Below are 17,222 nucleotides of genomic sequence, written 5' to 3' on the forward strand. Positions count from 1 at the left end.
GAAATGCAGCGATTCTCGGACGAGACCGAACGCGTGCTGCGTGCTGCTGGCTGGCAGCCCGGACGGCAGGTCGATACCGGCTCGTGGCGTCGCCGGCTGGAGAGCGCCGGTCTCCCGATGCATGACGCGGCCGAGCAGTTCCTGTCGGAGTTCGGCGGGCTGCTGGTCGAGGTCGACGGTCCTGGGATCTCGCGTGCCCGCACGCCGTTCGAGCTGGACCCTGCACTCGCCGACGGCGAGGAGGACAGGTTCACCGACTGGAGCCAGGAGATCGGCGAAGCCATCGTGCCGGTCGGGGAACTGGACAACGGGCGGTACTTCCTCGGGATCTCCGATTCCGGAGAGATCCATCTCGTCGCGGACTGGCTCGCCTCCTTCGGCCCGGTCGGGGAGGCGCTGGACGGTCTCATCCTCGGAATCGCCCCGAAGATCGTCCGGGAGTAGCGGATGCGGTGGACCCCAGGCCAACCGCGAAGCGGGACCTGATCGTCTGCCGAACCATCGGCCGCTCCCATCCGCGACGTAGGGTCGGCGGCATGCGACTGAGTACGGTGATCCTCCCCATCCACCGGTGGAGCGAGGGACAGAAGATCTGGCGGCGGGCCGAGGACCTCGGGTTCCACGCCGCGTACACCTATGACCACCTGTCGTGGCGGTCGTTCCGCGACCAGCCCTGGTTCGGAGCCATCCCCACGCTGACTGCCGCAGCGTCAGCTACGGAGAGTATTTGCTTGGGTACACTGGTGACCTCGCCGAACTTCCGGCACCCGGTGACGCTGGCGAAGGAGCTGATCACGCTGGACGACGTGTCCGGCGGGCGGGTCACCCTCGGCATCGGGGCCGGTGGGGTCGGGTACGACGCGACGGCGATGGGCCAGGAGGCGTGGTCGCCGAAGGAGCGGGCGGCGCGGTTCGGGGAGTTCCTGCCGCTGCTGGACGAGCTGCTGCGCAGTGACGCGACGACGCGCGAGGGCACCTACTACTCGGCGGTCGAGGCGCGGAACGTCCCCGGCTGCGTGCAGACCCCGCGGGTGCCGTTCTACGTGGCCGCGACCGGCCCGCGCGGGCTGCGGCTCGCGGCCGAGTACGGGCAGGGCTGGGTCACCTACGGGGACCCGAAGGGGCCCGCGGACGTACCGGTGGAGCAGGCGCCCGCAGTCATCGCCCAGCAGATCGCGAAGCTGACGGCGGCCTGCGAGGCCACCGGCCGGGACGTGGCGACGCTGGAGAAGGTGCTGCTCCAGGGCTCGACGGCGGAGAAGCCGCTGCAGTCGGTGGACGCCTTCGTCGACTGGGCCGGGAGGTACCAGGAGCTGGGCATCACCGAGCTGGTGATCCACTGGCCGGTGCCGGACTCGATCTTCGCGAACGACCTCGCCGTCTTCGAGGAGATCGCCACGGAGGGCCTCGCCCAGCTCGGCTGAATCCCTGCCCGGCGTGGGCGTCACGGGTGCGGGCGGGTGCGCTGGGCCGGGAGGGCGGGGACCGGGTCGGGAGTGCGGCGGGCGAGCTCGGCGAGGGTGTGGAAGAGGACCTCGCCGAGCACGACCGGCTCCCGGGAGGCGGTGCGCACGGCTCGGGGCTCCGCGGCCGGGAGATCCGCGGCTCGGCGGTCCGCGGCCGGGGCGTCCGGGGAGGGGAGGGTCGGGGGCGGCTCGTCACGGAGCTGGCGAGTGGGCATGGCTCTTCCTGCCGACGGGGTGACCGGGAGGAGTCCTGCCCGCCGGGCCCGCAACGACACCCCGGACGGGAATGGATCGGCCGGAAACGGCGCGCGAAGGGCCGGAACCCGTCCGTACGGTCATCGCCCCGGCCCCGTCCGCGGCGGCACCCGGGTGTTCGGCCCGGCGGCGGCGATGGGCGAAGATGGACCGGTGACCGAAGCCCGTACCGCTCCCCGCCTGATCGCCACCGACCTGGACGGCACCCTGCTGTGCTCCGGCGGCACCGTCAGCGACCGCACCGCCGCGGCCCTGGCGGCGGCCGAGGCGGCCGGGGTGCAGGTGGTGTTCGTGACCGGGCGGCCGCCGCGCTGGATGCAGCAGCTGAGCCCGCACATCGGCGGTCACGGGGTGGCGATCTGCTCCAACGGCGGCGCGATCGTGGACGTGCGGCGCGGCGGCGAGCTGATCGAGTACTTCCCGATGCCGGCCGAGACCTCGCTGGCCGTGGTGGAAGCGCTGCGGACCGAGCTGCCCGGCACGGCGTTCGCCTTCGAGTACGCGGACGGCTGGGCCCGCGAGCCCGAGTACGAGGTGCTGATGTGGGGCGACGCCGAGGTCCGGGAGATCGCCCCGGCCGAGCGGCTGCTGGCGGACGGCGGCCCGGTGCGCGGCCTGTTCAAGCTGCTGGCCAAGCACCCGGACCTCGACCCCGACACCTTCCTGTCCGAGGCCCGGACGGCGGCCGGGCACCTGGCCGAGATCACCCGCTCCGCGCCGATCCCGCTGCTGGAGATCAGCGCGCCCGGCGTCACCAAGGCCAGCACGCTGGCCCGTTGGTGCGCCGAGCACGGGATCGACCGCAGCGAGGTGGTGGCCTTCGGCGACATGCCCAACGACCTGGAGATGCTGGCCTGGGCGGGCACCGCGTACGCCGTCGCCAACGCCCACCCGCAGGTGCTGGCGGCGGTGGCGCAGCACACGGTGAGCAACGAGGACGACGGCGTCGCGGCGGTGGTGGAGGAGCTCCTCCGGCTGCTCTGACCGGCGGGATCCGCCGGGCGCGCCCTGGCGAACGCGTCCGGGCCCGCTCACAGCCTCGCGGTCCACCGCACCACGGTCCCCTTCCGGTACGGACCGCTCTCGTGCCAGGCGGCCCCGCCGAGCGCCTCCGCCCGCCGGGTCAGGTTGAGCAGTCCGCTGCGCCGCCCGCCCTGCGGGATGCCGACGCCGTCGTCGGTGACGCTGAGCAGCACCCCGGGCCGGCCGCCCCGGTCCAGCGACTCGGGGTCGCCGCCGACGGGCCGGCCCTCGTCGCCCAGGTGGACGGTGGCGTCGATCTCCACGCCGACCCGGGAGGCCCGGGCGTGCCGGGCCGTGTTGGAGAGCATCTCCCGCAGTGCCGCGAGGAGTTGGCGACCGGTGTTCTCGCCGACCAGGCTCTCCACCGGCCCGACGAAGCTCACCGAGGGCTTGAAGCCGAGCGCCGCCGCGGCCTGGCTGGCCTCGCGCAGGACGCGGGTGCGCAGGGTGTCGGGCGCGTCGCCGTGGCTGTCGTGCTGGAGGGCGTAGATGGTGGTGCGCACCTCCTGGATGGTGGCGTCCAGTTCGTCCACCGCGTTGCCGATGCCGGCCTTCACCTCGGGGACGACGGCCCGGCGGGCCGCGCTCTCCAGCATCATCCCGGTGGCGAACAGCCGTTGGATCACCAGGTCGTGGAGGTCGCGGGCGATCCGGTCGCGGTCCTGGAAGACGGCCAGGCGCTGCTGGTCCCGCTGGCCCTCCGCGAGCCGCAGGGCGAGGGCGGCCTGCGAGGCGAAGGTCCCGGCGAGCTGTTTCTCGGAGTCGGTGAACGGCAGCGCGCCGCGCGCTCGCCAGACGCAGAGCCCGCCGAGCACCCGCCCGCGGGCGACCATCGGCACGGCCATGGACGGCCCGAAGCTGCGGGCGAGCCTCATCACCACGGTGGGGTCGCCGGACATGTCGTCCAGGTAGACGCTGTCCCCCTCCAGCAGCCGGGCGGCGAAGCTGTCCTTGGGCAGCAGCTCGCCGCGGACGAACTCGGCTGCCTCGCCGGAGGCGTGGGCGACCCGCATCTGGCAGTCCCCCTCGCCGACCGGCGCGGTGGGCAGCAGGATCATCCCGAGCGCCGCGTCCGCCAACTCCCTTACCTGCTCGGCTGCGACGGTCAGCGCGCCCTCGGCCTGCTCGGCGGCGAGCAGGGCGGTGGTGACGGCGGCGGCGCCGGCGATCCAGCGTTCGCGGCGGCGCCCCTCCTCGTACAACCGGGAGTTCTCGATGGCGACGCCGGCGGCCGCGGCGAGCGCGTGCACCACCTGCTCGTCCTCGGGGGTGAAGGCGCCGCCGCCCTTCTTCTCGGTGAGGTAGAGGTTGCCGAAGACCTCCTCGCGGATCCGGATCGGCACGCCCAGGAAGGTCCTCATCTGCGGGTGGTGCGAAGGGAATCCGGAGGAACGGGGGTCGGCGCCGAGCTCGGTCAGCCGCAGCGGTTCGGGTCGGTCGATCAGCGCGCCGAGGATGCCGCGGCCGGCGGGCAGTTCGCCGATCTCGGCGGCGGTCACGTCGTCGATGCCGACGTGGATGAAGTCGGCCAGGCCGTTCCCGCCGGGGGCGATCACGCCGAGGGCCGCGTACCGTGCGTCGACGAGCTCGGCGGCGCCGGTGGCGATCCGGTGCAGGGTGGCGTGCAGGTCGAGCCCGGCCCCGATGGAGACCACCGCCTCCAGCAGCCGCTGCATCCGGTCGGTGACCGCGGCGGCGGACTGCAGTCGCTCCGCGACCTCGGTGACCAGGGTGTCCAGGCCGAGCGAGGCGATCTCGGGCACCCGATGGGGTGTCGGCTCGGGAGCGGCCTCGGGAAGGTCCGGCGTGGGGTCCATGGAGAAAGCCTAGTTTGTACGGTTTTCAGCCGAAGGTCGGCGCAGCGGTCACGCCCACCGGTTCCAGCAGGCCGTCCGCCTCCCGTTCCCGCCGCCGCATCGCGGCCAGCCGTCCGTCCGGGTCGGCCACCAGCTCCGACCAGCGGCCGCGCTCGACGACCCGCCCGCCGTCCAGCACCAGCACCTCGTCCACGGTGCTGTCGTCCAGCCCGGCCAGCCGGTGGGTGATCAGCACGGTGGTGCGGCCCGCGGTGGCGGCCAGCAGGTCGGCGGTGAGCGCGTCGGCGGTGGGCAGGTCGAGGTGCTCGGCGGGCTCGTCCAGGACCAGGACGGGGAAGTCGGCGAGCAGCGCCCGGGCGAGCGCGAGGCGCTGGCGCTGCCCGCCGGAGAGACGGGCGCCGTGCTCCCCGACCATGGTGTCCAGGCCCTCGGGCAGGGTGTCCGTCCAGTCCAGCAGCCTGGCGGCGGCGAGCGCGGCGCGCAGCTCGTCGTCGGCGGCGCCCGGGCGGGCGAGCCGCAGGTTCTCCCGCAGCGAGCTGTCGAAGACGTGGGCGTCCTGGGCGCAGAGGCCGATCACCCGGCGGACGTCCTCGCCCGCGAGCATCCGACTGTCCACAGCCTGTGGACAGCCGGCGGCGAAGGCGACCGCCCCGGCGACCGGCTCCACGAAGCGCAGCAGCGCCTGGGCGAGCGTGGTCTTGCCGGAGCCGGAGGGGCCGACCACGGCGATCCGGCGGCCGGGCGCGAGGTCGAGGTCGACCCCGGACAGCGCGTCCACGCCCTGCCCGGGGTGCCGTACGGTCAGCCCGCGCACCGCGACGGGCAGCGGCTGCTCGGGCAGGGGCAGCGGGTCGGTGGGCTCCGCGACCGGTTCCGGGGCCTGGAGCACCTCGTCCAGCCGGGCCCGGGCGGCGCGGCCGCGCTGGCGGGCCTGGACGGCGAGCGGCATCCCGGTGACGGCCTCGAAGGCGGCCAGCGGGGTCAGCACCACGACGGCCAGGCAGACCGGCGCGAGCGAGCCGCTGCGCACCCCCTGGATGCCGACGGCCGCCGCGCCCGCCACGGTCAGCCCGGTGAGCAGTGCGATCAGCCCGGTGCCGAGCGCGGTGGTGGCGGCCGAACGGGCGGCGAGCCCGGTCAGCGTGGCGTCGGCGGTGCGGACGGCGGCCAGTCGGCGGGGCAGCGCGCCGGCCACGGTGAGCTCGGCGGTGCCGGTGAAGGCGTCCACCACGGAGGTGGCCAGCTGCCCGCGGGCGGGGGCCTGGCGCCGCTCGGCGCCGGCCGACCAGCGGGCGGCGAGTGCGGGTACCAGCACCCCGGCCAGCAGCAGTCCGAGGCCGAGCACCAGTCCGGCGGCGGGCAGGAAGGCGGCCATCGCGACCGCCGAGGCCAGCGCGACGATCGCGGCGACGGTGGCGGGAAGCCGCCAGCGCAGGTAGCGGTCCTGGATCGCGTCGACGTCGGCGACCAGCCGGGAGAGCAGGTCGCCGCGCCGGAAGGCGGGCAGTCCGGCCGGGGCGAGCACGGTCAGCCGGCGGTAGACGGCGGCCCGCAGGGTGCCGAGGGTGCGCAGCACGGCGTCGTGGGAGGCCAGCCGTTCGGCGTAGCGGAAGACGCTGCGGCCGATGCCGAAGGCCCGTACGGAGGTGACGGCCATCATCAGGTAGAGCACCGGGGGCATCTGGGAGGCCCGGGAGACGAGGTAGCCGGAGGTGGCCATCAGGGCGACGGCGCTGCCGAGGGCGAGCGCGCCGAGCAGGACGGACAGGGCCAGCCGGGGGGCGGCGGGTTCGGCCTCGGGCTCCTCGGGCGCGGCCGGGGCGGGGGTCGGCTTTCCGCCGTGGACCAGGGGGGCGACAGCTTCGGACGCCTCGGTGGCGGCGGGCCCGGCGAGGTGGACCCGCTGGTCCGCGACCGCCAGCAGGGCAGGCCGGTGGGCGACCACCAGCACGGTGCGCGCCGGGTCCTCGGCGAGGGTGCGGACGGCGTCCACGACGGCGGCCTCGGAGGCGCCGTCCAGGTTGGCGGTGGGTTCGTCCAGCAGCACCAGCGGCCGGTCGTCGGCGAGCAGCACCCGGGCGAGCGCGAGGCGCTGGCGCTGCCCGGCGGAGAGCCCGGCGCCGTCCTCCCCCAGTCCGGCGTCCAGGTCGGTGACGAAGTCGAGCGCGTGGGCGGCCCGCAGCGCCGTCCACAGCTGCTCGTCGGTGGCCGCGGGCCGGTAGAGCCGCAGGTTGTCGGCGACCGTCCCGGCGAACAGGTGCGGGTGCTGGGGCACCCAGGCGATCTGGCGCCGCCAGCTGCCGGGTTCCAGCTCGGCGAGGTCGTGGGTGCGGCCGCCGGCGGCGGTGATCCGGACGGTGCCGGCCCCGGGGGCCGCGAGGCCGAGCAGGACGGCCAGCAGGGTGGACTTGCCGGCCCCGCTGGGGCCGGTGAGGGCGGTGCTGGAGCCCGGGCGCAGGGTCAGTCCGGCGCCGTCCAGTGCGGGCAGGGCGCGACCGGGGTGCCGTACGGTCAGGCCCTCGGCGGTGATCACGGCGCCGGCGAGGTCGGGGGCCGGCACCGTACCCGCGGTCGGCAGCGGGGTCTCCAGCACCCGGAAGACCTCGTCGGCGGCGGTGAGCCCCTCGACGCTGGAGTGGTAGAGCGCGCCGACCTGGCGGATCGGGAAGTACACCTCCGGGGCGAGGATCAGTATCAGCAGCCCGGTCTCCAGGTCGAGCGAGCCGTCGACCAGCCGGAAGCCGATGGTGACCGCGACCAGCGCGACGGACAGGGTGGAGAGCAGTTCCAGCGCGAAGGAGGAGATGAAGGCGATCCGCAGGGTGCGCAGGGTGGCCCGGCGGTAGTCGGCGGTGATCCGGGCGATGGTGGCCGCCTGGCTGCGGGCCCTGTTGAAGACCTTGAGGGTGGGCAGGCCGGCCACCACGTCGAGGAAGTGGTGGGAGAGCCGGGCCAGGGTGCTCCACTGCCGGTCCATCCGGGACTGGGTGGCCATCCCGATCAGCACCATGAACAGCGGGATCAGCGGCAGCGTCCCGGCGATGATCGCGGCCGAGGCGGGGTCGGCGCCGACGATCCGCAGCAGCACGATCACCGGGACGACCACGGCCAGGGCGAGCTGCGGCAGGTAGCGGGCGAAGTAGTCGTCGAGGGCGTCGATGCCCCGGGTGGCGAGGGCGGTGAGTTCGCCGGTGCGCCGGCCCGCCAGGTAGGACGGGCCGAGCGCGGTGGCGTGGTCCAGCAGCCGGCGCCGCAGGGTGGACTTCACCCGGGCGACGGACCGGTGCGCGGTGAGTTCGGTGAGCCAGCCGACCAGCCCGCGGCCGACGGCGGTGAGGGCCAGCAGCACCAGCGGGGTGGTCAGTTCGCCGAGGCCCGCACCGCGCTGGAAGGCGCGGACCACGATCTCGGCGATCAGGCTCGCCTGGGCGACGACCAGGGCCGCGCCCGCCCCGCCGAGGAGCACGGATCCGGCGAGGAAGGCCCGGGTGGTGCGCGCGTACCCGAGGAGTCGGGGGTCGACCGGCTTCACGGCGTCAGTCCCGGTCGGCCGGAGCGGCGGGAACGGCCGGGGCGGCCGGGGCGGCGGGCTGGTGGCCGACGGGGATGTGCTGCACGCCGATCCGCTTGCGGAACACCCAGTACGTCCAGCCCTGGTAGAGCAGCACCAACGGGGTGAACACGGCGGCCACGACGGTCATCAGCTTGAGCGTGTACGGCGAGGAGGCCGCGTTGCCGACGGTCAGGCTCCAGGCCGGGTTGAGCGTGGACGGCATGACGTTCGGGAACAGCGCCAGGAAGAGCATCGCGACCGCGGCCACGACGGTCGCCCCGGAGAGGACGAACGCCCAGCCCTCACGGCCGAGTTGGTTGGCCGCCAGCGCCCCGGCCAGGGCCAGCGCCGCCACCACCAGGGCGACCAGGCTGCGGCCGTTGCCGCTGTCCGCCTGGGTCCAGACCAGGAAGGCGAGGGCGAGGACGGCGGCCGCCAGGCCGGCCCGGAGGGCGGCCCTACGGGCCCGCTCGCGGATCTCGCCGACGGTCTTGAGGGCGGCGAACACCGCGCCGTGGAAGGTGAACAGGGTGAGCGTCACCAGCCCGCCGAGCAGTGCGTACGGGTTGAGCAGGTCGGCGAGCCCGCCGACGTAGTTCTTGTGCGCGTCGATGTCCACGCCGCGGACGATGTCGGCGAAGGCCACGCCCCACAGGAAGGCCGGGACGAGGGAGGTCCAGAAGATGGCCTCCTCCCAGTTGCGCTGCCAGCGGGCGCCGTCCCGCTTGGCCCGGTACTCGAAGGCCACGCCGCGGACGATCAGGCAGACCAGGATGGCCAGCAGCGGGACGTAGAAGCCGCTGAAGAGGGTCGCGTACCAGTCCGGGAAGGCGGCGAAGGTGGCGCCGCCGGCGGTCAGCAGCCAGACCTCGTTGCCGTCCCAGACCGGGCCGATGGTGTTGATCAGCACCCGGCGCTCGGCGGTGTTCCGGGCGAGCGGCTTGGTGAGGATGCCGATCCCGAAGTCGAAGCCCTCCAGGAAGAAGTAGCCGATCCACAGGACCGCGATCAGCACGAACCAGACGTCGTGGAGTTGCATGACCCTGGGTCTCCTATCTTGGGTCGGTTCCGCGGATCAGTACGCGAAGGCGAGCGGCTTGTCGGCGTCCTCGTCCGCGGACGGGCCGCGCAGCGACGGGTCCACGGCCGGGGGTTGCTCGGTCACCACCGGGCCCGCCTTGGCGTACTTGACCAGCAGCCGGACCTCGACGACGGCGAGGACCGCGTACAGCGTGGTGAAGGTGGCCAGGGCACCGATCTGGGTGCCGACGCCGACGTTGGGGGACACCGCACTGGCGGTGGTCATCAGCCCGAAGACGGCCCAGGGCTGGCGGCCCATCTCGGTGAAGATCCAGCCGAAGCTGTTGGCGATCAGCGGGAAGCCCATGGTCAGGATGCCGATCCGCCAGCTCCACTTGGTGAGCAGCGGGCTCAGCTCCCGCTTCGGGGTGAGCATCAGCCGGGGCACCTCGGTGTCGCCGGTGCGGAACTCGGGGCGCAGCAGGAACTTCCTGCGGGTGGTCCAGAGGCCGATCAGACCGGCCACGAAGGAGGTCATCCCGAAACCGATCATGAACCGGAAGCCCCAGTACGTCACGAAGACGCTCGGGATGTAGTCCTTGGGGTTGCCGCCGTGGGCGGCGGCCTCGGCGGCGGCGGTGTCGTTGATGCCGGGGACGGACGAGCTGAAGTCGCTGTGGGCGAGGAAGGAGAGCACCCCGGGGACCTCCAGCGCGACCGAGTTGTGGCCCTTGCCGACGTCGCCGACCGCGAAGACCGAGAACGGCGCGGGCGCCTGGGTGTCCCACAGTGCTTCGGCCGCGGCCATCTTCATCGGCTGCTGCTCGAACATGACCTTGCCGAGGGTGTCGCCGCTGAGCGCGGTGCCGGCGCCGAAGACCACGGCGAGCACCAGGCCCAGCCGCAGCGAGGTGCGCATCACGGCGGTCTTCCTGGGGTCGACGCCCTCCGGCTTGCGCTTGGCCTTCCAGAGGTGGAAGGAGGCGATGCCGACCATGAAGGCGGCGCCGGTCAGGAAGGCGGCGGTCAGGGTGTGGAAGACCACGGTGAGCGTGGTGTCCTGGAACAGCACCTTGGTGATGTCGGTGAGCCGCGCCTTGCCCGTGGCCTTGTCGATCGCGTAGCCGGCCGGGTGCTGCATCCAGGAGTTGGCGGCCAGGATGAAGTAGGACGAGAGCACGGTGCCCAGCGAGACCATCCAGATGCAGGCGCAGTGGATCCTCTTCGGCAGCTTGTCCCAGCCGAAGATCCACAGGCCGATGAAGGTGGACTCGAAGAAGAAGGCGATCAGCGCCTCCATCGCGAGCGGGGCGCCGAAGACGTCACCGACGAAGCGGGAGTAGTCGGACCAGTTCATGCCGAACTGGAACTCCTGCACGATGCCGGTGACGACGCCCATCGCGATGTTGATGAGGAAGAGCTTTCCCCAGAACTTGGTCGCGTGGAAGTACTTCTCCTTGTTCGTACGCACCCAGGCGGTTTCCAGCCCGGCCACGATCGCGGCCAGGCTGATGGTGAGCGGTACGAAGAGGAAGTGGTAGACGGTGGTGATCCCGAATTGCCATCGCGCGATCGTTTCGTGAGCGATTGCCAGTTCCACGTCGCCCTCTCTCCGCCGGCCCTGCTTCCAGGGCTGTTTCGGACAAACTCCATCTCCGGTCGAGCACCGTTGCCGGACCACGTGGGCTTGTCCGCTTGTGAACGTGAACACGTTCACAAGCACAGTATCCACCATCCTTACGGGGGAACCGCAGGTGGGGTGGGGTTGACAGCGGGTGGCAGGGCGTGACGGTGCGCACAGTCTGCTTACCGATCGCCGGGCGTGGCAACGAACGACCCCGACGGGCGGCGCCCCGCTCTTGTCCGAACCGGCGCTTGACAGCCGCGCGCCCCGCTCGCGTCGGCGAGCGGGGCGTGGTAGCGCCCGTGGTTACGGGCGCCCGAGCAGCTGTGCCCCCGGGGCGGAGTCGGCGCGGGCGGTGAAGAACTCGGTGAAGCCGTGCAGGAACTCCTCCACCGTGATCCGGCCGTCCCCGTCCGTGTCCAACTGGCGGAAGCCGTGCGACAGCTCGGCCGGATGGACGCGCGGACCGCCGAACACCGCGCGGTACTCGTCGAACTCCAGGAAGCCGCTGCCGTCGGTGTCGGCCGCGGTGAACACCGCCCGCAGCGCGGGCAGCAGCCCCTGCTCCAGGTAGGCCTCGTCCCGGTCCAGACCCGCCAGGGTGGCCGCCGTGAACTCCTCCCGGCTGACCTTGACGTCCCGGTTGGCGTCCATCGCCGCGCGCAGCTGCTCCCACCAGCCGTCGAAGGCCCGGTACACCCTCGCCTCGGCCTCCTCGTCCAACTCCAGCTGCCAGCACACGTTGTGGGCCATCGCCCGCAGGTCGTGCACGGTGATGAAGCCGTCCCCGGTCTGGTCCAGCACCTCCCGGAAGAACCGGTCCACCCGGGAGCCGCGCCCGTCCTGCCGCTGCGGACGCAGCCGGCGCGGCGGCCGCTGCTGCTCGTCCGGGGAGCGGTGGCGCACCCGCTCCGGGAGGAGCGGGACGACGGCCCCGGCACCCCGGTGCAGCACCACCGACAGCAGCGCCCCGCGCCGGCTCCGGACCAGCCCGAGCCGCTCCCGCACCACCGGCGGCAGGTCCGCCACCGTCAGCTCCCGGATCACCCGGGCCACGGCCACCCGGACGACCCGCCAGCCGGCGTCCCCGAGGAACCGGAGCCGCCGGGGGCGGGGCGCCTCCCGCAGGATGTCGTCGAGCAGGTAGCGGGCCGACTCGGTGAACTCCAGCTTCTCCCGGGCGTACCGGGCGAAGTAGCCGGGCAAGTCGGCGGCCGTCTTCGGGAGTTCCTCCTCCGGCAGCTCGAAGGCGGTGATCGCCTCCCTGAACTCCTGGTAGGCGAGCTCCAGTTGAGCGCCGTCGTACGGATCACCGCCGAGCCGCCGCATCGCCTCCACGCACTCGAACAGCGTCAGCAGCACCCACACCCTGGTCGCCGCGTCCCGCGCGTCGTACGGACGGCCGTCCGGCATCGTCCCGCGGATCCGCTTGTGCGCCCGGTTCAGCCGCTCGACCTCCCGGCGCAGCGCGTCCGCGTCCTGGTAGAACAGCCGTCGCCCGCTCCCCAGGGTGTGCTCGATCCGCCGCCAGGGGTGCGCCCGGTAGGTGGAGTGCTCCTGCATCCCGGCCGCCACCACCGGGTCCGCGGCCTGCAGCACCAGGAGCCGCCAGGCGACCAGGGCGATCCGCCACTCGGACAGGTCGCGCCTGAAGGAGACGGTCCGGTCAGCCACGGAGCTCCCCGGTGATCTCGGGGCCGATCACGAAGCCCTTGGCCGGGCCCTCGGGGATCACGGCCTCCTTGCCGTACGGGATCCGCGTCGAGGAGGCGTAGACCCCGCGCTCGGGGTCAGGGCTGGTGAGGACGGTCACGGTGCCGCCGTCGTCGTAGTCGTCGATGATCACGTACACCGGGATGCCGGCGCGGGCGTACGCCCGGCGCTTGAGAACGCGGTCTCGTTTGCGCGCTTCGGCGCCCGGCGAGACGGTCTCGACCACCATCGGGACACCTGAGGCGAGCACCCCGACGCCCTCGGGGTGCTCGATCTCTTCGACGTCGTCCGGCGCCACGAAGACGTCCGGGATGAACACCTTGAGGTCGGCGATCACGTTGCCGTCCTGCGCAGGCCCGTAGCCGGAGCCCCTCAGATGGTCGTACAAGGCCCGACCCAGCCGCCTGTTCACGCTGAAATGGCGGGTGCCGCCAGTGGGTGACAACGTGATCGTCCCCTCGATGATCTCCGCCCGGAAGCCCTCGGGTACATCCATGGACTTCCATGCCTGCCATAGTTGCTGGTCCAGGTTCACGACGGTCTCCTCGACAACGAGCGCGCTCACGAGACACCTCTTTCCCGTCCAGTGTGATCAGCCCGTGCAAGGCCGCACAAGCAACGGCAGCACGGTCACACGCGACCGGAGGGCCGAGCGGGTGAACGGCTTCCGGTTCACCCGATCGAGGAGTTTCGGGCGGTATCCGTCAGCGCTGGCGCGGTAGTTCGACGCGGAAGGTGGCGCCGGCGCCCGGGGCGGTGTCGAGGGTGAGGGCGCCGCCGTGGGCGCGGGTGAGGGCGGTGGCGATGGCGAGGCCGAGTCCGCCGCCGCCGCCGTTGTCGCGGCTGCGGGAGGCGTCGACCCGGTAGAAGCGGTCGAAGACGCGTTGGGCCTGCTCCTCGGTGAGGCCGGGCCCGGAGTCGGCGACCTCCAGCAGGCAGACCCCGTCGGCGCCGCCGCCGACGCCGATCCGGACGGGGGTGCCGGGCGGGGTGTGCTTGACGGCGTTGCCGACCAGGTTGGTGACCACCTGCCGCAGCCGGGCCTCGTCGCCGAGGACGGGCGCCGCACCGGGCGCCCCGGTGCCCGCGGGGCCGGTGAGCGCGACCGGGCGGCTCGGGTCGAGGGCGGTGAGGTCGTGCAGGGCGTCGGCGGCGAGGGTGCGCAGGTCCATCGGGGCGAGGTCGAGCGGGCGCTCCTCGTCGAGCCGGGCGAGTACCAACAGGTCCTCGACCAGGGTGCCCATCCGGACCGCCTCGCTCTCGATCCGACTCATGGTCCGGGTGACGTCCGCCTCGGTGGGCAGCGCGCCCATCCGGTACAGCTCGGCGAAGCCGCGGATGCCGGCCAGCGGGGTGCGCAGCTCGTGCGAGGCGTCGGCGACGAAGCGCCGCATCCGGGCCTCGGACTCGGCACGGGCGGCGAAGGCCGCTTCGATCTGGGTGAGCATGCCGTTGAGCGCGATCGACAGCCGGCCGACCTCGGTGCCCGGGGAGAGCTCCGGCATGCGGTGGGACAGTTCGCCGGCGGCGATCCGCTCGGCCCCGGCCTCGATCCGCCGCAGCGGCCGCAGCCCGGCCCGGACGGCGAAGAAGCCCAGCGCGGTGATCAGCACCAGGACGCCGCCGCCGATGGCCAGGAAGGAGGTGCTCAGCCGGCCGGTGGTGGCGTCGACGTCCTCGCGGGAGACGGCGACCATGACGTAGGTCGGGATGCTGGCCGGCGAGGCGTACGCGCCGGCCCCGGCGGCCGGGGTGCGCGGGGCCTGGAGCGGCAGCACCAGGACCCGCCAGCTGTGGTGGCCGCGCTGGTCGGGCAGGTCGAAGGGGTTGTCCGGGGCGGTCTGGGTCGGGTCCAGTCCGGCCAGTTGCGGCGCCGGGTCGGTGTCCGAGAGGGGCTGGCGGAGGGAGCCCTGGACCTTGCCGTCCGAGGACAGCCACTGCACCAGGTACTGGCTGGGCAGGCTGATCCGCCGCCCGTTGACGACCGGTTTCCCGGCGCCCGGCGCCGCCGGCTGGACCGGGGACTTGCGGGACAGCGGCTGCCCGTAGCGCTGGAGCTGCTCGTCCAGCTGCTCCACCAGCTGGGCCCGTACGGTGCCGAGCACGAAGGTGTCGCTGACCGCGAGCCCGGTGGTGACCAGCGCGAGGGCGAGGACCAGCAGCCGGGCGCGCAGCGACAGCCGGGAGGTGAAGCGGTTGAGCACGAGCGGGTCCGGTCAGCCCTGCGGCGGGCGGCGCAGCGCGTAGCCGATGCCGCGCACGGTGTGGATCAGCTTGGGGCCGTGCGCCGGGCCGGAGTCGAGCTTGCGGCGCAGGTAGGAGATGTAGGACTCGACGATGGAGAGGTCGCCGCCGAAGTCGTAGGCCCAGACGTGGTCGAGGATCTGCGCCTTGGACACCACCCGGCCGACGTTGGCCATCAGGTAGTGCAGCAGCTTGAACTCGGTCGGGGAGAGCGCGACGGGGGTGCCGGCCCGGGTGACCTCGTGGGCGGCCGGGTCGAGGCTGAGGTCGGCGACGACCAGGCGGCCGTCCTCGGCCGGGCCGCCGGCCCGGCGCAGGATGGCCCGGATCCGGGCGATCAGCTCCTCCAGGCTGAACGGCTTGGTGACGTAGTCGTCCGCGCCCGCGGCCAGGCCCTGGACCTTGTCGCCGACGCCGTCCTTGGCGGTGAGGAACAGCACCGGCAGGTGGTCGCCGGGGTGTCCGTGCGCGGGCCCGGCGATCTGGCCCCGGCTGGTGCGCTCGCGCAGCTTCTCGACGACGGTGAAGCCGTCGAGGTCGGGCAGCATCACGTCGAGGACCACGAGGTCCGGCCGTTCGGCGGCGATCAGTTCCAGCGCCTCGGTCCCGCTCGCGGCGGAGGCCACCCGGAACCCGGAGAACCGCAGCGAGGCGGCGAGCAGCTCGCGGATGTTCGGCTCGTCGTCCACGACGAGGAGGAAGGCCTCGCCCTGGCCCCCGGCCACGGTGGAGCCGCCCGGTGTGGTGACAGTGCCTTGCACGGGGGTTTCGCCTCCCGGTCGGACGATGACGTTCAGCATGAGGCTAGCCCCCGGAGGCTATGCGGCATGGATGAATGTTGGATTAACACCTTATCGGTCGGTTTTCGGGCGACAAGCGCCCAGGGGTGCGGCTCGGTGGTGTGCGCACGGGTGCGCGGGAACGTCGAACGGCCGGGGAGCACGCTCCCCGGCCGCACCGCGTCGCAGCGCTCCGACGGTCAGTGCTGGGCGAACTGGCCCGGCCGGTAGTCGCCGGCGGGCTGGCGGATCATGACGTTGGCGCGGTTGAAGGCGTTGATCAGCGCGATGACGCAGACCAGCGCCGCGAGCTGCTCCTCGTCGTAGTACTTCGCCGCGTTCTCCCACGCCTCGTCCGTCACCCCGCCGCCGTCGGCCAGCCGGCTGCCCTGCTCGGCCAGCTCCAGGGCGGCCCGTTCGGCGTCGGTGAAGACGGTGGCCTCGCGCCAGGCCGCGACCAGGTTCAGCCGGGTCGCCTCCTCGCCCGCGTGCACGGCGTCCTTGAAGTGCATGTCGACGCAGAACCCGCAGCCGTTGATCTGACTGGCCCGCAGCCGCACCAGCTCCTGGGTCGCGTACGGCAGCGACGAGTCGGCGATCGGCTGGTTCGCGGCGATGACGTGCTTGAAGACCTTGCCCATGACCGGGCTGGCGAAGGCGTTCAGACGGGCTTCCATGGTGTGCTCCTCGGATCTCTGTGCTTCGTGGGTGTTCGTCGGTGTTCTCGGTTGCGTTCTCTTGGACAAGATGGCCGGGCGCCCTGTGACAGCCCCGGGTGTGGCCCCGGTCACCCCTGCCAGGGGCGGAGCTTCTCCGGGTTGCGCACCGCCCAGATGTGGGTGATCCGTTCCCCGGCGATCCGGAAGGCGATCACCGTGTCGGTGACACCGCCCTGCTGGACCACCAGGCCGGGCAGGCCGCTGACCGTGCACTCCCGCAGCGTCCGTCCGCCGACGAGCCGGGCGGACTCGGCGTACGCGCGGGCGATCCACTCGCTGCCCGTGAGCGGCTCCAGCAGGGCGCCGACCAGGCCGCCGCCGTCGGCGATCACGGTGGCCTCCGGGTCGAGGAGGTCCATCAGCGACCTGACGTCCTTCGCCTCCCAGGCCCGCTTGAACTCCCGGACGATCCCGGCCTGCACGCCCGTCGGCGGCACCGGGGCCTGCGCCGCCCGGATCCGGCGGCGGGCCGAGGAGGCCAGCTGGCGACAGGCCGCCGCCGACCGGCCGACCACCGCGGCCACCTCGGCGAACGGGTACTGGAAGACGTCGTGGAGGATGAACGCCACGCGCTCGGCCGGGGTCATCGACTCCAGGACGACGAGGAAGGCCATGTTGACCGACTCGTCGAGGGTGATCCGGTCCGCCGGGTCCGCGGCCGCGCTGTCGGGCCCCTCCCGGTGCTCGGGCAGCGGCTCGGGGAGCCACTCGCCCACGTAGCGCTCCCGCCGGGCCCGGGCGGAGCCGAGCTGGTTGAGGCAGATCCGGCTGGCTACCGTGGTCAGCCAGCCGCCGGGCGAGACGACGGCGTCCCGTTCCTCCGCGGGCATCGCGTACCAGCGGGCGTAGGTCTCCTGCACGACGTCCTCGGCGTCGGCGAGCGAGCCGAGCAGCCGGTACGCCACATTGGTCAGCCGGCGCCGCTCGCCGATGACCACGCTCAGATCCTGGTCCTGCTCCGGGTCCTGCTCCTGGTTCATGCTCCGCCTCCGGTCGGTCTCCTCCTCCT

The 17,222-nt window shown here is 73.1% G+C and carries 14 protein-coding genes; 3 read left to right on the plus strand and 11 right to left on the minus strand.

Annotation, left to right across the window (positions count from 1 at the left end; genetic code table 11):
• Positions 1–3 precede the first annotated feature (3 nt).
• Entirely contained in the window at positions 4–444 is a 441-nt protein-coding gene (locus ACFV1W_RS06045) for an SUKH-3 domain-containing protein (RefSeq protein ID WP_270145488.1), read from the plus strand.
• 92 nt (positions 445–536) lie between these two features.
• Positions 537–1,424 (plus strand): LLM class flavin-dependent oxidoreductase, encoded by an 888-nt coding sequence (locus ACFV1W_RS06050; protein WP_380413540.1) that lies wholly within the window; start codon positions 537–539, stop codon positions 1,422–1,424.
• Between the two features lie 20 nt (positions 1,425–1,444).
• Here the strand turns inward: ACFV1W_RS06050 and ACFV1W_RS06055 are convergent, their stop codons facing one another.
• Positions 1,445–1,681, minus strand: coding sequence for a hypothetical protein (locus ACFV1W_RS06055; RefSeq protein WP_380413542.1), 237 nt, complete (start codon positions 1,679–1,681; stop codon positions 1,445–1,447).
• Between the two features lie 175 nt (positions 1,682–1,856).
• Between ACFV1W_RS06055 and ACFV1W_RS06060 the strand changes: the two genes are divergently transcribed.
• Positions 1,857–2,705, plus strand: a complete 849-nt coding sequence (locus ACFV1W_RS06060) for an HAD family hydrolase (RefSeq protein WP_380413544.1) — start codon at positions 1,857–1,859, stop codon at positions 2,703–2,705.
• A 47-nt stretch (positions 2,706–2,752) separates the two neighbouring features.
• Here ACFV1W_RS06060 and ACFV1W_RS06065 read toward each other — a convergent pair whose 3' ends face one another.
• The 10 genes from ACFV1W_RS06065 to sigJ all read right to left on the minus strand — a co-directional run bounded on the left by ACFV1W_RS06065 (position 2,753) and on the right by sigJ (position 17,193).
• A complete protein-coding gene (locus tag ACFV1W_RS06065) occupies positions 2,753–4,561 on the minus strand; it encodes a GAF domain-containing sensor histidine kinase (RefSeq protein WP_380413545.1) in 1,809 nt (602 codons plus the stop codon).
• A 25-nt stretch (positions 4,562–4,586) separates the two neighbouring features.
• Positions 4,587–8,093, minus strand: a complete 3,507-nt coding sequence (gene cydD / locus ACFV1W_RS06070) for a thiol reductant ABC exporter subunit CydD (protein ID WP_380413547.1) — start codon at positions 8,091–8,093, stop codon at positions 4,587–4,589.
• 4 nt (positions 8,094–8,097) lie between these two features.
• Positions 8,098–9,153: a cytochrome d ubiquinol oxidase subunit II gene (gene cydB, locus ACFV1W_RS06075; protein ID WP_380413549.1), complete on the minus strand. Its 1,056-nt coding sequence runs from the start codon at positions 9,151–9,153 to the stop codon at positions 8,098–8,100.
• A 36-nt stretch (positions 9,154–9,189) separates the two neighbouring features.
• Positions 9,190–10,734 carry a cytochrome ubiquinol oxidase subunit I gene (locus tag ACFV1W_RS06080; RefSeq protein ID WP_380413551.1) on the minus strand — a complete coding sequence of 515 codons (1,545 nt, stop codon included), beginning with the start codon at positions 10,732–10,734 and terminating at the stop codon, positions 9,190–9,192.
• 330 nt (positions 10,735–11,064) lie between these two features.
• Positions 11,065–12,432 carry an oxygenase MpaB family protein gene (locus tag ACFV1W_RS06085; RefSeq protein WP_380413553.1) on the minus strand — a complete coding sequence of 456 codons (1,368 nt, stop codon included), beginning with the start codon at positions 12,430–12,432 and terminating at the stop codon, positions 11,065–11,067.
• Positions 12,425–13,036, minus strand: a complete 612-nt coding sequence (locus tag ACFV1W_RS06090; RefSeq protein WP_380413555.1) for a Uma2 family endonuclease — start codon at positions 13,034–13,036, stop codon at positions 12,425–12,427. Before ACFV1W_RS06090 ends, ACFV1W_RS06085 begins: the two co-directional genes overlap by 8 nt.
• 139 nt (positions 13,037–13,175) lie before the next feature.
• Positions 13,176–14,675: a sensor histidine kinase gene (locus ACFV1W_RS06095; RefSeq protein WP_380413557.1), complete on the minus strand. Its 1,500-nt coding sequence runs from the start codon at positions 14,673–14,675 to the stop codon at positions 13,176–13,178.
• A 12-nt stretch (positions 14,676–14,687) separates the two neighbouring features.
• Entirely contained in the window at positions 14,688–15,515 is an 828-nt protein-coding gene (locus ACFV1W_RS06100) for a response regulator transcription factor (RefSeq protein ID WP_380413559.1), read from the minus strand.
• Between the two features lie 179 nt (positions 15,516–15,694).
• Entirely contained in the window at positions 15,695–16,171 is a 477-nt protein-coding gene (locus ACFV1W_RS06105; RefSeq protein WP_380413561.1) for a carboxymuconolactone decarboxylase family protein, read from the minus strand.
• Positions 16,172–16,281: 110 nt separating this feature from the next.
• Complete coding sequence (gene sigJ / locus ACFV1W_RS06110) at positions 16,282–17,193, minus strand: RNA polymerase sigma factor SigJ (RefSeq protein ID WP_380413563.1); 912 nt, start codon at positions 17,191–17,193, stop codon at positions 16,282–16,284.
• Positions 17,194–17,222 lie beyond the last annotated feature (29 nt).

This window comes from Kitasatospora sp. NPDC059648 (assembly GCF_042734825.1).
GTDB lineage: Bacteria > Actinomycetota > Actinomycetes > Streptomycetales > Streptomycetaceae > Kitasatospora.